At 69.6% G+C, this 14,726-nt stretch carries 13 protein-coding genes; 9 read left to right on the top strand and 4 right to left on the bottom strand.

Annotated elements, in window-relative coordinates:
- Nucleotides 1–56: 56 nt before the first annotated feature.
- From AB0B68_RS11285 to AB0B68_RS11250, 8 genes are all read left to right on the top strand, one after another.
- Nucleotides 57–413, top strand: coding sequence for a PadR family transcriptional regulator (locus tag AB0B68_RS11285; RefSeq protein WP_357196674.1), 357 nt, complete (start codon nt 57–59; stop codon nt 411–413).
- Nucleotides 410–1,366: a hypothetical protein gene (locus AB0B68_RS11280; RefSeq protein ID WP_357259441.1), complete on the top strand. Its 957-nt coding sequence runs from the start codon at nt 410–412 to the stop codon at nt 1,364–1,366. Before AB0B68_RS11285 ends, AB0B68_RS11280 begins: the two co-directional genes overlap by 4 nt.
- A gap of 97 nt (nt 1,367–1,463) precedes the next feature.
- Nucleotides 1,464–2,387, top strand: a complete 924-nt coding sequence (locus AB0B68_RS11275; RefSeq protein ID WP_357259438.1) for an AEC family transporter — start codon at nt 1,464–1,466, stop codon at nt 2,385–2,387.
- A gap of 240 nt (nt 2,388–2,627) precedes the next feature.
- Nucleotides 2,628–3,692: a PHB depolymerase family esterase gene (locus AB0B68_RS11270; protein ID WP_357196683.1), complete on the top strand. Its 1,065-nt coding sequence runs from the start codon at nt 2,628–2,630 to the stop codon at nt 3,690–3,692.
- 237 nt (nt 3,693–3,929) lie between these two features.
- Nucleotides 3,930–4,496, top strand: coding sequence for a carboxymuconolactone decarboxylase family protein (locus AB0B68_RS11265; RefSeq protein ID WP_357259434.1), 567 nt, complete (start codon nt 3,930–3,932; stop codon nt 4,494–4,496).
- 91 nt (nt 4,497–4,587) lie between these two features.
- A complete protein-coding gene (locus tag AB0B68_RS11260) occupies nt 4,588–5,730 on the top strand; it encodes a M20/M25/M40 family metallo-hydrolase (RefSeq protein WP_357259430.1) in 1,143 nt (380 codons plus the stop codon).
- 73 nt (nt 5,731–5,803) lie between these two features.
- Nucleotides 5,804–6,955, top strand: coding sequence for a glutamate--cysteine ligase (locus tag AB0B68_RS11255; protein ID WP_357196690.1), 1,152 nt, complete (start codon nt 5,804–5,806; stop codon nt 6,953–6,955).
- Nucleotides 6,956–7,117: 162 nt separating this feature from the next.
- On the top strand, nt 7,118–7,717 hold the full coding sequence (locus AB0B68_RS11250; RefSeq protein WP_357196741.1) for a nitroreductase family protein: 600 nt from the start codon (nt 7,118–7,120) through the stop codon (nt 7,715–7,717).
- On the opposite strand, the gene AB0B68_RS11245 is transcribed toward AB0B68_RS11250, so the two are convergent.
- Nucleotides 7,701–9,245, bottom strand: coding sequence for an NAD(P)-binding domain-containing protein (locus AB0B68_RS11245; RefSeq protein WP_357196693.1), 1,545 nt, complete (start codon nt 9,243–9,245; stop codon nt 7,701–7,703). The two genes, AB0B68_RS11250 and AB0B68_RS11245, sit on opposite strands and share 17 nt — an antisense overlap.
- Before the next feature lie 251 nt (nt 9,246–9,496).
- Between AB0B68_RS11245 and AB0B68_RS11240 the strand changes: the two genes are divergently transcribed.
- A complete protein-coding gene (locus tag AB0B68_RS11240) occupies nt 9,497–10,039 on the top strand; it encodes an SRPBCC family protein (protein WP_357259426.1) in 543 nt (180 codons plus the stop codon).
- 6 nt (nt 10,040–10,045) lie between these two features.
- Here the strand turns inward: AB0B68_RS11240 and AB0B68_RS11235 are convergent, their stop codons facing one another.
- The 3 genes from AB0B68_RS11235 to AB0B68_RS11225 form a co-directional block, all read right to left on the bottom strand.
- Entirely contained in the window at nt 10,046–11,359 is a 1,314-nt protein-coding gene (locus tag AB0B68_RS11235; protein WP_357259423.1) for a glutamyl-tRNA reductase, read from the bottom strand.
- An 85-nt stretch (nt 11,360–11,444) separates the two neighbouring features.
- The gene (locus tag AB0B68_RS11230; RefSeq protein WP_357259419.1) at nt 11,445–12,491 is read right to left on the bottom strand and encodes an enediyne biosynthesis protein; all 1,047 of its coding nucleotides are present in this window, start codon (nt 12,489–12,491) and stop codon (nt 11,445–11,447) included.
- Complete coding sequence (locus tag AB0B68_RS11225) at nt 12,488–14,422, bottom strand: CRTAC1 family protein (RefSeq protein WP_357259593.1); 1,935 nt, start codon at nt 14,420–14,422, stop codon at nt 12,488–12,490. Before AB0B68_RS11225 ends, AB0B68_RS11230 begins: the two co-directional genes overlap by 4 nt.
- Between the last annotated feature and the right edge of the window lie 304 nt (nt 14,423–14,726).

Genomic DNA, 14,726 nt, shown 5'->3' with positions numbered 1-14,726 from the left:
CCCCGGGTGAGGATGGAGCTTGACGTATACGTCGATCATCTGCTTATGTTGATGACATGACTAAGCCCCCCGCGGCGATGCGGGAACCCACGTACTTCATCCTCGCTGCGTTGCAGGACGAACCGCTGCACGGCTACGCCATCGTCAAGCGTGCGCAGGAGCTGTCCGACGGGCGAGTGCGGCTGACGACCGGCACGCTGTACGCCGCGCTGGACCGGCTCACCGGCGAGGAGATGGTGCGGGTGGCCGAAGAGGCGGTGGTCAACGGTCGGGCCCGTCGCACGTATGAGCTGACCGAGCGCGGGCTGTCCGCACTGCGCGAGGAGGCGGCCCGGATGGCCGCTGCGGCCCGGGTCGTTCGAGACCGTTCCGTACGGTCGACGGCCGCGACGGCTCGGACGGCGCCGGCATGACCGGCCTGGAGCGCCGCTACCGGTGGCTGCTGCGCGCGTACCCTCAGGCCTACCGGCAGTACCGCGCCGACGAGATGCTGGAAACGCTGCTGGTCGCGGGCGAGACGGACCGGAGGCACCCGAGGCTTCGGGAGTCCCTCGCACTCGTGGTGGGAGGTCTGCGGGTCCGCTCCGGTGTGGACCAGCTCCGCTCCCGGGACACCTTGCGACACTCCGCGCTGCGATCGACCGTGCTGTCCCTGCTCGTGTGCGGCGTTGCCCTTACGGCCCTGCCCCTCACGTGGCGCCTGTGGCTGCTGTTGCCGGGTAATTCGGCCAGCTTTCTGTACGAGCGAAGCTCGGTCACGCCCGCATTGCTGCTTCTCGCGCTGGCCGCCGCAGTGTGGGCTCGCTACCGCTTCGCCCTTCCCCTGACCATTGGCGCCTTCGGCTGGGAGATCTGGCACTCCATAGCGAATGACCTGAGGTACGCCGTAGAACCATGGGCAAGGTACGACTCTGCTCTGGGGCTCCGGACCGGCCTCTACCTGATCATGCAGATTTCCACGTGGGTATGCCTGTTGGCCGTGTTGACAATGGTGCCGCTCCTTCGAGCGCGCCAACCACGGGCCACGCGACAATGGACCTGGCTTCTCGGCGCCACGACAACCATGGCGGTCATAACGCCCAACCCGCTCAATGGCTGGGCAGACGGATTGACCCTTCCGGTCATCATGGCCGCCGGGCTGGTGGCGGCCCTCGTGGGCGCGGCACTTGATGTGCGGGTGTCGATCGCGGCCAGCGCGGTCCTTCTGGCGCTGATGCTGCCCATGCTGGCCTATCAGCCGACCAGTTGGACGCTCTACGGTTGGGACTGGAACCCGCGAAACGTGCTCCTCGAAGTCGTGGTCGGGATTTTCGCCATCAACGTCACGGTCAGCAGAATCGCCGCCCGCCGGCAAGTCACCCTATGACAGTGCTCCGCGACGTTGCTGAGGTGCGGGACATTCGCCCGGTCCGGGCTGGGTGCGAGTCTGAACGCGTGACTTCCCGATCGACGCACATGTCCGTATGAGCCTGGTAGCGGCGTTCGTACCGATCTGGATCCTCACCGCGGTCGGCTACGCGGCCTGTCGTTGGGGTCTGCTGGGCGATGCGGCGGCGTCGGTGCTCGGCCGATTCGTGTTCCACCTTGCGATGCCGTCCGCCCTGTTCCTCGCCCTGTCCCGAATGCCGCTCTCCGGGTTGGCCGGCCGCCCGCTGCTCGCCTTCGGGATAAGCACCGCCACGGTCATCGGGCTCGGGTGGGTCGGCGCGAGCTGGCTGTTCGGTCGCACGTCCGGCGAACGGCCGATCTGGGGCATGGCCGCCGGGTACGTGAACTCGGCGAACCTCGGCATCCCGATCGCCACGCAGGTTCTCGGCAACGTGTCGTTCCTGGCGGAGGTGGTGCTGCTGCAGGTGCTGGTGGTGACACCCGTGATCCTGGTCGCCCTGGACCGGCACAGCGACCCGGCCGGGCGGGTACGGGTCGCCCGTATCGCCTCCCTGCCGGTACGCAACCCGGTGATCCTGGCGTCGCTGCTCGGTGTCGCGTTCTCGGCTACCGGCCTGCATCTGCCGTCGGCGGCCGGCGCGTCGCTCGCCCTGCTGTCGGGCGCCGCGGTTCCGGCCGCCCTGGTCGCGCTCGGCGCGTCGCTGCACCGCAGGGCGCTGTCGCAGGCCGAGCCAGCCGAGCCGGGCGGACTGGCCGTGATCACCGCGCTGAAGCTCGTCGCACAGCCGGTCATCGCGTACGCGGCCGGGCTGGCCCTGCACCTGTCCCCGCCGCAGTTGCTCGCCGTGGTGGTGTGCGCCGGCCTGCCGACGGCGCAGAACACGTTCATCTACGGTCAGGAGTACGGCGTCGGCGAGGCGGTGGCCAACCGGGCGGTGGTGGTGACCACAACGCTGTCGCTGGCAACACTGACCGCGGCGGCAACGTTGCTCGGGTAGGCCGGTCAGCTGACTCGTTCCGAAGCGCATGACTGGCATGCGTGCGTTGGCAACCCGGCCACGACCAGTGACACAGCGTCACCGGTATCCGTGACGTGGTTGCACTGACGGGTGGCCGCGAACGCTGCTGTCATGGGTGCATGTCCCCGACACCCGTCCTCGACGTTGGTGGACTGAACCTCACGTACGGCGGCTTCGCACTGTGGGGGACCTTTCCTTCGAGGTAGAAAGGAGACACCCATGACCGTCCCGCCCTCCCCGGTGGATGCCGACATGGAACCCACCCGTCCTTCGCGACGGCGGTGGCTCTGGATCGTCTCCGGCACTCTCGCCATCGTCGTGGCCGCCGTCAGCCTCGGCGTCGCCGCACTCCAGCTCGGCCTGCCCTGGCAGATGGGCGAGAACGACCGAAACCACGTCTACGAAGGCGCTGCCGGTTCGCAGCGCTACCAGGTTCACCTTCCACCCCAGCACGACGGGACGGCCCGGCTTCCGGTCGTCATGGCCATCCACGGTTGCGCGATGACCGGCTACGGGTGGAACTCCATGAAGTCCACGACGCAGTTCAACAGCCTGGCCGACCGGGAGGGCTTCATCGTCGTCTACCCCACGCAACTGATCTCCCGTAACGTCATCGCCTGCTGGAACTCCGCCGACCCACGGCATCAGCAACGGCACACCGGCGAACCCGCGCTGTTGGCCGGTGTCGCCCGCGAGGTGGTCCAGAAGTACGACGCGGATCCGGCGCGCGTGCACGTAGCTGGTGCCTCGTCGGGCGCGGGGACCGCTGTCATCCTCGGCGTGACCTACCCCGACGTCTTCGCCACGGTGACCTCGGTCGCCGGCGGCGAGTACGGGCTCAACCGGGTCGACCCGGACAAACCGGACGCCACGCCGCCGTTGGACACGGCACGTCAGGGCTGGGCACAGATGGGTGACCGGGCCCGACGGGTGCCGCTGCTGGTCATCCAGGGCGAGCAGGACGAGGTCGTGCCGCCCCTGGTCGGCACCCGACTCGTCGCCCACTGGACCGCGGTGAATGACCTCGTCGACGACGGGCTGCCCAACGACAGCCTCGACCCGACCACGAAGACCGCGTCCGTGCCGGGCGCCGCCGACCGGCACGCGTACACGCGGACGACGATCACCGCGCCGGACGGCTCGTCGATCGTCGAGGCGTACCGCGTCCAGGACATGGGGCACGCCTGGCCCGGCCCCGACGGCGACGGCAGGTACACCGATCACGCGGGCCCGGACGCCAGCGCGATCATGTGGGAGTTCGCCGAGCGCAACCCGATGTCGTGAGGACCGCGTCGGCCGGAAATCGGTCGTTCCGTGGACAGGTCGACCGGGGCACCTGATGTTTTCGCGGTGCGCCCGACGCCACCTCGACGGGAAGAGAGCACAAATGAAGAGATCCGAGCGGTGGACCGAGTGGGATCGTGGCTGCGCGGCACCAGCCGCACGGCCGCGCGCGCTCCTGTCCGCTGTGGACGTTGATGTCGGCGGGGCCGTGACCCACAAGCGAAGGGTTTGACGACCATGGCGCACATCGATCTCGGGTTGGACGAGAAGCAGTTTCCCGGCATCTCCGGACCGATGCGGTACCGGCCGGAAACGGCGAAGCCACTCAACGAACTGGCCGAGGTGCTGCTGCGTGCCCCTCACTCGCTTCCCGCCGGTGAGCGCGAACTGATCGCCGCGTACGTGTCCGGGCGTAACGACTGCAACTTCTGCTGCGCGTCGCACTCCGCGTTCGCCGCGGCGCAACTCGACGAGGGTTACTCCCTCGTCGACCAGGTACGCGCGGACCTGGACACCGCCCCGATCTCCGCCAAACTGCGGGCACTGCTGCGCATCGCCGGTGCGGTACAGATCAGTGGTCGCGAGGTCACGACCGAACTCATCGACGACGCCCGCGCCGAGGGCGCCACCGACCTGGAGATCCACGACACCGTCCTGATCGCCGCCGCGTTCTGCATGTTCAACCGCTACGTCGACGGGCTCGGCACCTTCGCGCCCGAGGGCCGGGACGCCTACGCCGAGACCGCACGTCGGATCGTCGAGGTTGGTTACGGGGCTGCGGTCAGCGGGCCGCCAGCCGCCTGAGCACAGACACGGGTGACCCCACCCTGATCCCTCTGCGATGGTCGACGGACAGGCCCGGCCCTGCCCGGCACCTGTGACGCTGGAGGGATCGATGAACCTCGCACGCCGGCTGCTCCCCGCGACGAAGCAGCTCCGAGCAGACATGGTTGACCGGCTGGGCGCGCTCGTCGCGCTCGAGTCGGCACCGGGCTCGCTGCCCCATCTTGAGTCCTGTGCCGACCTGCTCGCCCGCTGGGGCGAGGAGGCGCTCGGCCGGTCCGCCTGTCGGGTCGTGATCGACGGTCTGCCGCACCTGCTGTGGCCGGCCGCCGATCAGCGCGTGCTGCTCCTGGGCCACTTCGACACGGTCTTCCCGGTCGGCACGATCCGATCCAGGCCCTTCACCGTACGCAGGGACGTGGCGACGGGACCTGGCGTCTGCGACATGAAGGCCGGGATCGTGCAGATGTTCACGGCACTGCGACTGATCGAGGACACCTCGTCCGTCGGCGTGCTGCTCACCTGCGACGAGGAGACCGGGTCCGTCACGTCACGGCCGCTGATCGAACGCGAGGCACGGCGTTCCGGTGCCGTTCTCGTCTGCGAGGCGGCCACCCCGGACGGGCAGGTGAAGGTGGCCAGGAAGGGCGGTTCGGTCTACCGCGTCATCGTCGAGGGTCGCGCCGCCCACGCGGGCGTCGAACCGCAGCGCGGAGTGAACGCCACGGTCGAGGTGGCCCACCAGGTTCTCACCTTGGGTGCGCTCGGCGCGATGGACAGCGGCGGCACCTCCGTCACACCGACCCTGCTGTCCGCTGGCACCACGACGAACACGGTGCCGGAGCGCGCCAGCCTGGCCGTTGACGTGCGGGCCTGGACCAGGGACGAGCTGGAACGGGTCGATCACGCCATCCGCGCTCTGGTGCCGTTCCTGCCTGAGGCGACGCTGGCCGTGCAGGGAGGGATCAACCGTTACCCGATGTCCGAGGAGCTCGCGCGACCGCTGCTGAAGTTGGCCCAGTCGGTCGCCCGTCAGCTCGGCATCCCGGGCCTCGTCGGCGCGTACGCGGCCGGCGCGTCCGACGGCAACTTCACCGCCGCGTTGGGCGTACCGACCCTGGATGGCCTGGGCGCGGTGGGCGGCGGAGCGCATGCCGCCGACGAGTATGTCTGCCTCGACCGGATGCCCGAACGGACGGCGCTCCTGGCCGGGCTCGTCGAGGCTCTGTCCACATCGGAGCGTCCCGGATCTTGACCCACCGACGTGATCCCGTAACGTAACGTGCTCACCGCCGGCACACGACCGGCAGCGAGAGGTCGGCGTCGGGATGACTACGGGACAGCGTGCGGGATCATCCATTCCCCTGCTCGGCGTCGAGGAAGAGTTCCTCGTCGTCGACGCCGACCGGGGCGAGCTCGTGCCGGAGGCGGCCATCGTCGTCGACCGCGCGCGCCCGGCCCTCGGCACCCGGGTGGGTGGTGAGATCACCAAGTTTCAGGTGGAGACGCGGACCGACCCGTGCCGAAGCGTCGAGGATATCGGCGCGCAGCTCGCTGAGGGCCGCGCCGCCGTCCAGGCCGCAGCCCTGTCGGCGGGTCTGCGGGTGATCGCCAGCGGCTCGCCGGTGCTGGGCCGTGCCGTGCCGCCACCCCTCACCGAAGGGCCTCGCCAGGACCGGGGCACCGCGACCTACCGTGGGCTGCACGACGAGCTCGCGATCTGCGCCGTGCACGTCCACGTGGAGCAGCCCGACCGGGACCGTGCCGTGCTGATCGGCAACCATCTGCGCCAGCACCTCCCGGTGCTGCTCGCCCTCACGGCCAACTCGCCGTACTGGCCCGAACGCGACACCGGGTACGCCAGTTGGCGCAGCGTCACGTGGGGGCGCTGGCCGGTGGCCGGCCCGCCGCCGTTCCTGACCTCGGCGCGGCAGTACGACGACCACGTGGACATGCTGCTCGAGGCGGGCGCGCTGGTCGATCACGGCACCATCTTCTGGGATCTCCGGCTGTCCACCAACCACCCCACCCTTGAGGTACGGGTGGCCGACGTACCCGTCAGCGCCGCCGAATCCGCGGCGCTCGCGGCCCTGGTGCGGGCTCTGGTGGTCGTCTCCGGGGATGCCGTCGACCGGGGCGACCAGGGGCCGGAACTGGTCCCGGAGCTGATGCGACTGGCGTACTGGCGAGCCGCCCGCGACGGGATGGGCGGCCACGGCGTCGACGCCGCCACGGGCCGGCTGCTGCCCGCCACGGCCCTCGCCGAACGGCTGGTAGCGCTCGCCGGACCAGCGCTGAACGAGGCGGGTGACCGCCAGCGGGTGGAGACATGGCTGAGGTCGCTCGCCGTGGACGGCGACGGGGCGACCCGCCAGCGGGCCGCCGCGGCGCTCCGTGGACGCCTGACCGACGTGGTCGACGACATCGCCACCCGGACCGCGCCTGACGTGCCGACCCGCGAAGACAGCACACCTGCGTAACGACATGCCGTCAGGCCTCCGAAATGCTGAACGAACCGGATGCCGGCGGCAGGTGACCCTCCCGCAGAAACCGGCACGCCGGATCAGGGGAGGTTCCAGGTGCACGACACAGACCTGCTTTCCAAGGTCCCCATCCAGTTCGAGCGTCGATCCCCCGCGGACATGGTGCGGGAGGCGGAGGCGTTCGCCGACCGCATGGCGCGGCGCCGTTCCGTGCGCGACTTCGCCAGCGACCCCGTACCCGACGGGGTGGTCGAGGCGGCGATCCGGGCCGCGTCGACCGCACCCAGTGGGGCCAACGTGCAGCCGTGGCGGTTCGTCGTGCTGACCGACCCGGTCCGCAAACGCCGGCTACGCGACGCGGCCGAGGCCGAGGAACGCGCGTTCTACGACCGCCGCGCCTCGCAGGAGTGGCTCGGTGCGATCGCCGGACTCGGCACCGACTGGCGGAAACCGTTCCTGGAGACCGCACCGGCCGTCATCGTCGTGTTCGAGGTGCACCAGGGGCCGAACACCCCGAAGCCGTACTACGTCAAGGAGTCCGTCGGCATGGCGGTCGGCCTGCTGATCACCGCGCTGCACCATGCCGGCCTGGTCACACTGACCCACACGCCCAGCCCGATGCGATTTCTCAACGAGGTGTGTGAGCGTCCGCCCGAGGAGCGCCCGTACGTGGTGATGCCCGTCGGGTATCCCACGCCGGACGCCCACGTCCCCGACCTGACCCGCAAACCCCTCGACGAGGTCATGATCCGCTGGTGAGGTCCCTGGTCAGGAAGTCGACCAGGGGCTCGACGTGCCGGTCCGTTCGCCGCCACTCGGCCAGCAGGTCCTCCAGCAGGTGCTGCTCGGCGACCAGTTCGGCACCGCGGTACCGCCGGATCACCGGGTGGATGAAGGCGCTCTCCCTGGCCCGGTCGGGGATCGGATGCCGCTCGATGGCGAAGACGTCGCCGTAGTCGTCGCGGCCCCACCGGAGCGCGAGCGTGTACCACTGCGTGGCAGCCCCGAAGCGCTCCACGGCATAGTCCTCCGGTAGGTCCTCATAGTGGTGGAAGTCGCCGGTGGCGTCGTCGCGGACGAAGACGTCACAGAGGTATTCGAACTGGGTCCACAGCGCCGAGGACCAGTTGACGCGGTCGAGCATCAGCTTGGTCAGCGACGCGGCGTCGGCCGGCGTCGTCGCGTACGACAACGGGACGTCGTCGTAGCGCTCACGCAGGATCCGGGTGAACGTACGGAGGTTGTACCGGAAGCCGTCGATGAAGGGTGACGACGCGTGCTTGACGTCCCGGGCCTGGGCGATGGTGCCGGCGAAGTACAGATCGTCGACGTTGCTCGACTGCCAGTCGGGGCGCAGCCCGGGCATACGCCCGTCCCGCACCATGTCGGGACGGGCCGTTTCGTCGAACATCGCGGTGTTCATCCGGAAGCCGGTGCACCTCAGCACCGTGTGGTAGTCGAGGACGGCGGTCTCCCCCTGAGCGTGGGTGTACGTGATCGACACCTGGAAACGCCCGTCGACCGGCCGGATCTCGTCGATCGTGCAGTCGAGCACCGAGTGCAGCGTCTTGAACTGGTAGCTGTCGAGGATCGCGCCGTACTGACCACGGACGTCCCCGGGGTGTTTGGTGTTCCACGCCAGTCGCAGGGGCTGCCGGCTGGCGAGGTGCACCATCGACGCGTGGCCGAGGATGGCCGACGCGGTCTCGAACGCGGAGTTGCCCTTGCCGATGATCAGGACCCGCTGATCGTCGTACGCCGAGGGGTCGATGACCATGTCCTCGTACCCGATGGCGTGCTCGATGCCCGTGATGGCCGGAACGAACGGCTGGCCCCAGCCGGTCGCGACGACCAGGCAGCGCGCGCGCACCTCACCCTGGTCGGTGCGCACTGTGAAGCCGTCGCCCGTACGCGTGATCTGCTCGACCGTCGTGCCGTATCGGATGTTGAGCGTGTGCACACGTTGGAACTCGGCGAGGTAGCGCACCAGGTCATCGGCCGCCGGCAGGTATTCCTCGCTGAATTTCGGAAACAGCAGGTCCGGGTCGTCGTTGAGCAGCGAATTCCAGTCCCAGCGCAGGCGAATCTCCGGATCGGTGCTGTCGGTGTGCACCTTGTTCAGCGAGATGAGCCTGCGATGGCGTGGAAACCGCCGGAAGAACCCGCCCGGCGCGTCACCGCTTTCGAGCGTCAGGTAGTCGGCACCGTGCTGCTGTAGGTAGTAGCTCAGTTGAACGCCGGCGGGACCCGCCCCGACGATGACGTACCTGTGCTCGTTGCTGACCATCCTGCGGCCCCTTCGACGGAGAGACGAATCCATCGACCTTGGAATGAATGTCGGCGTGTGTCAATGCCGCCGCCTCCAGGCCGGCGGGCCAACAACCCATAACACCGCAACCCGCGCATTGCCTGTCTACGCAATAGCGACGACGCCACCCACCCGCTCGACGCCACCACGAATTCGCGCACTTGAATTCCGATCATGTCATGCGCTGTAGTGGACCGGCACGAGTCCGAAACGAACAGAGGAGCGGTGACGTGCGGTACGCCGACGGCCCGACAATCGAGTGTGACCTGCATGTGGCGGCCGACCCCGCCCGGGTGTGGGACCTGGTGACGGACATCGAACTGCCCGCGCGGTTCAGCCAGGAGTTACGGCGCGTGCGGTGGTTGGACGACTGCGACAGGCCGACGCTGGGCGCCCGGTTCGAAGGGGAGAACCACCACCCCCTGCTGGGCGAGTGGCAAACCGTCTCGCACGTGGTGCGCCTCGACGCGCCACGTGTGTTCGCTTGGGTGGTGGTCGACGAAACCGGCCGGTTCGGCGGCGGCCCGGCCGACCCGGAGCGTCCGGGTTCGACCTGGCAGTTCCGGCTCGTCGAGGAGGCGGGTGGATGTCGACTGACCCACTCGGTCCGCATCGGGCCGGGCCGCACCGGTCTGAGCCTCATCATCGACCGCGCACCGGAGCAGGAGGAGGTCATCATCGAACGCCGCACGGCCGCCCTACGGGAGGCCATGTTCACCACCCTGGAGGGCATCAAGGCCCTCGCCGAGACGCCCGCCGACGACGGTCGCTGACGACGGTCAGGCCACCCGGGGCACGTCGGCGACCGGGGTGCTGTGCGGCACCTCCAGGTCGAACAGCTGACGCAGCGCCGCTGTGTAACGCTCGCCGTCCGGCTCACCGGCGAGCTGACGGACACGTACCGACGGGGGGTGCAGCAGTTGTTGGACCACCCGGTTGACAGTGCGGGCCACCTCGGCCCGCTGCGCCTCGCTGAGGTCAGGTCGGCGCTGGGCCAGCCGGCGCAGCTCCGCGCTGACCGTCCGGTCGGCCCGGCGGCGCAGCGCGGCCACGGTCAGCCCGGCGTCGGCCCCGCGGAGCCGGCCGGCCAGCGCGTCGCGCTCGGCGGCCACGATCCGCGCGGCCGCATCCTGGCCCCGGCGCTCGACGCCGTGGCGCGCCACCGCGCCGAGTCCGCCGATGTCGACGACCACCACGCCGTCGAGGCGGGCGACCGCCGGGTCCACGTCCCGGGGCATCGCCAGGTCCAGCACGAACAGCGGCAGGTCCGGGCCGCGGGTCAGCCGGCGACGTAGCGCCGGCGCGACCAGCTCGGCGGTGAGCACCGGGTCCGGTGCGGTCGTCGCGGTCACCACGACATCGGCGGCGGCGAGAGCCGGCACCAGGTCCGCCGCGGGCACGGGCCGCACGCCGTACGCCGCGACGAGCCGGCGGATGCCCTCGGCGCCGCGCCCGGCGACCGCGATCGGTCCGGCGCCTGCGCGGCTCAGCGCGGCGACGGCGATCCCGCCCATCGCCCCGGCACCGACCACCAGGGCGGGGCGGCCGGCGAGGCCACCGGGCAGGTGTCCCGCCGGCACGTCGAGGGCGGCGGTCACCGTGCTGGCGCCGCAGCGCCCGATGTCGGTCTCGGCCCGGACCCGTCGGCCGACCCGCAGCGCGTGCTGCACCAGCTCGTGGATCAGCCGGCCGGCGCTCCCGTACGAGACCGCGGCCCGGTACGCGGCCCGCACCTGCCCGAGGATCTGCGCCTCGCCGACCACCATCGAGTCCAGGCCGGCGGTGACGGTGAAGGTGTGCGCCACTGCGGCGTCGTCGTAATGCGCGTACAGGTGCCGGGCCAGCACGTCGGTCGACGCGTCGGCGTGCGTGGCGAGCGTCGCGCCTATCTCGCGCAGCCCGGCGTGGAAGCCGCTGACCGCCGCCCACACCTCCACCCGGTTGCAGGTGGACAGCACCACCGCCTCCTCGACCGCCGGCCGGTCGAGCAGCGTGCGCAGCAGCCCTGGCAGCTCGGCGGATCCGACCGCGAGCCGTTCCAGTACGTCGACCGGAGTGGTCCGGTACGAGGCGCCGACGACGAGCAGGTTCATGGTGCACCTCCACGAAAGCGGCCGGTCCCGGCCACCGGCGGACCCACGACGAGCGGGCCGACCGGTGACCGGGACCGGCGGACGGTCAGCGGGCGACCGGTAGCGCCACCGCCGCGGGTGGCGGTGCGGGTGTCAGGTTCTCCTCGGGCCGGTTGCGCTGCACCAGCCACCGGCCCCACCAGAACAACCCACGGGCGAGGCAGACCAGTGTCACGGCGAAGAACAGCGTGTAGACCACGTTGAACACCATCAGCAGGCCGTAGACCATGCCGACGCTGGAACCGAACATGAACTGCATCCGGGGTGCCGCCGGGGTCGTGCCCGGGTCGGTGATCATGTAGTTGGTGAACAGGACGAAGGCCACCCCGGTCATCGGGACGAGCGCGGCGACCAGCGACACGTCCCAGATGAAGTGCCGGAGCACCGCCTGGATCACGAACGCGCCCAGCCAGCCGACGATCAGCGGCACCTTCTTGGTCAGCATGGCGTTGATCACCGTTCCCGCCGTCACGATGATCACCGGGATCAGGATGCTGATCACCCCGGGCACGTTCTCCGTGAAGTGGTACGGCGGGGCGATGTTGACCCAGGAGAACACCAGCAGCGTGATGGTGATGCCGAAGTTGGACGGGTTCATGAAGTGCCGCATTCGACCCTTGATCGGCGCTTGGAGCACCGCCTTCTGACCGACCGCCACGACCACCGCGAACGCGATGGGCCAGAAGTTGTCGTTGGCGTACAGCAACATGTTCGCGGCCAGCGCGGTGATGTGCGCCGGCAGCAGGAAGGTGTAGACCCCCCACGCACCGTTGCCGCTGAAGGCCGGCGGCCGTTTCAGCGCCCGCGCCGAGACCATCTCAACCATGATCTCGGTGCCGTATCCGACCGCCAGGGCCAGGATCGGCCACAGCCAGGGCTGCTCGAAACCGAGCACGGTGTAACCCAGGATGTTGAAGACCGTCATCGACATGGCGAAGTTGCGCAGCGCCATGTAGCGCGGGTCCTTGCTGTCGACCCGCGGTACGGCGGGCCGGTCCGTGGTGGGCGTCGGCTGCGCTGCCGTCGCGGACGGCGTGACCGGGGTGGCGAGGGACAGCTCCCTGGTCGCCTCGGGTTGCTTGACGTCCGTCATCGCTTGGTCAACTCCTCGGCTCGACTGGTCAGCATGAAGTCGTGCCACCCGGCGGTCAGGTCGAGCGTCTGTCGGTGAGTGGCACCGGTGAGGTCGCGCCAGCACAGCTCGGCCTTGACCGGCCGGTCCCCGGCGGCGCCGAGGCCGAAGAACACGTCGAAGCTGCGCTTGCCGGAGTGACCCCCGCCCCCGTCGAGCTGGGCGAGCTGGGTGCGGCCGTCGGCGGTGGTGAGCCGCACCTGCGCGCCGTACGCCGGTGAGGCACCGTCGCCGGACAGCGTCGGCCGGGTCAGCCGCAGCCCCAGGAAGTTGCCGTTCCCGGGCTTCTCGTTGCGGTAGTACGCCGGCGGACCCCACTGGCGGGCCACGGCGAAGTCCTGGCCGCCGTCGCCATTGGTGTCGGCCACCGCCACACCCCGGGTGGGAACGGGCAGGGCCAGACCGAGTTCCTTGCTGATGTTGGCGTACCGGCCGTTGTCCTCGCGTACCCAGAACGCGAGCTCGTTGTCCCCGGCGAGGTCGTCACCGGGTTCGGCCTTGGGCCACATGTCCGGGTCGGAGAGCAGCAGGTCGTTGCTGATCGCCAACTCCTGCAACCAGTTGAACCGGTTGATGGTGCCCTTCACGAAGCCGGTGGCCTGGACGACCGCCAACCGTCCGCTGTTGTCGAAGTCGGCCATCTTGGCATCCCAGCCCCAACCGACCCAGGCCATGTTCTTGGCGGCGGCCTGGTTGCGGAACGGCGCCTCGCCCCTGCTCAGCATCTTCCGGGCCTGCTCCGGCGTCGAGGCCGTGTTCTGCCAGAGGAAGTTGCTCTCCTCCAGACCCCAGGACTCGGTGATGTTGCTGACGAACGCGTCGAACCGTCCGCGCCCCTCCAGGTCGGCGAAGTCGATGGACATGCCCTTGAACGAGTCGTGTCCGAGCACGAGTGACTTCGGGGTGATCGGGGTGCGCTCTCCCTCCACCAGGTCGAATCGGATCTGGCCGGGCCTGGACCGGTTGTGGAAGAGCCGGTCCTGTCCGAAGTCGTTGGCCAGGTACAGCTCCGGAAGCAGATCGCCGTCCAGGTCAGCGGAGCTGGCGCCGAGGGTCCAGCCGGTGAAGAATTCCGGATCGCCGCCCACCTGCCTCTCGTAGCTCACCGAGGGTGAGTCACCGGTGGTAGCGCCGGTCCACCGCAGGAGGTACGCGCCACCGGCGTTGTGCGCGTGCGACATCGAGTGGTTCATCTGCACGTGCGGCAGGCCCTGCGGGTCGAGGACCTGGCTGTCCGGGAAGTAGTTGAAGATCCCGATGTCCGGGCGGCCGTCACCGTCGAAGTCGGCCACCGCGACGGCGTTGGTGTTCCACAACGGACCGCGGTAGAGGGAGCCGGTGGTCTGCTGTGGGATCAGCTCGATCGGGTGGTACGCCGCGAGGCTCAGCGAGGTCACCCCGGGGCGCTGCAGGAACAACACCGGCGTACGGCCCCAGTAGTAGACGAGCAGGTCCATCCGGCCGTCGAGGTTGAAGTCGCCGGGGGTGCAGCCCATCGGGGCGATCGCCGGACCCATCGGCAGCGGGGTCGGATCCAGCACGAACGGCGCGTAGGTGGCACCGCTGTCCGGGGCCGGGGTGACAATCGCCGCGTCGCTGCGGGTGTCGACAAGGCACAGGTCGTTCGCGCCACCCTGGCCGTCCAGGTCGTTGAGCGCCACTGCGGCGCCGACGGACGAGATCCAGGACCGGATGTGCTCGTACCGGGGGTTCACCTGACGCCCGGTGCGCTCCGGCAGGCCGGGCGGCAGCGCGATCGGTCGTTCGGTGAACGCGTATCGGGAGGCCAGCGCGCTTCGCTCCTCGGCAGAGGCCGAGGGCAGCCGGGCCACCGAGAACAGGCCGGCGACCAGCACCAGGACGAACACGGGTGGGATGAGTCGGCGCAGGATGCCTACGGATTGCGGTGGCAAGTGTCCCCCTCGGGTAGACGGCGCCGGGACATACGGGGTCGGCCGGCAGCGGGCGGTGCGGTCGGACGCGGCGTCTCGGTACGAACCATCGCCATGCTTTCGTCCGGTGCGGCGCGGTGTCTTCTCAGGAATTGCTCTCGAAGCTGTTTACGGCGAAGCGCGCACGGATGAAGAAATGTTTTTCGAAAGCGGCGAGTGCCACTGCTCACGACGGTTGCGACTCGGGAGAAAAGTGCTCGGGAAAAACAGTCGTGAACGGCGCCGTCCCCACCCGGCGGACCGG

Origin of the sequence: Micromonospora sp. NPDC049049 (assembly GCF_040649115.1) — a bacterium.
In the GTDB taxonomy this organism is placed as follows: domain Bacteria; phylum Actinomycetota; class Actinomycetes; order Mycobacteriales; family Micromonosporaceae; genus Micromonospora.
Note: the sequence above shows the minus strand (reverse complement) of the source record. Positions and strands in the feature narration are given on the sequence as shown.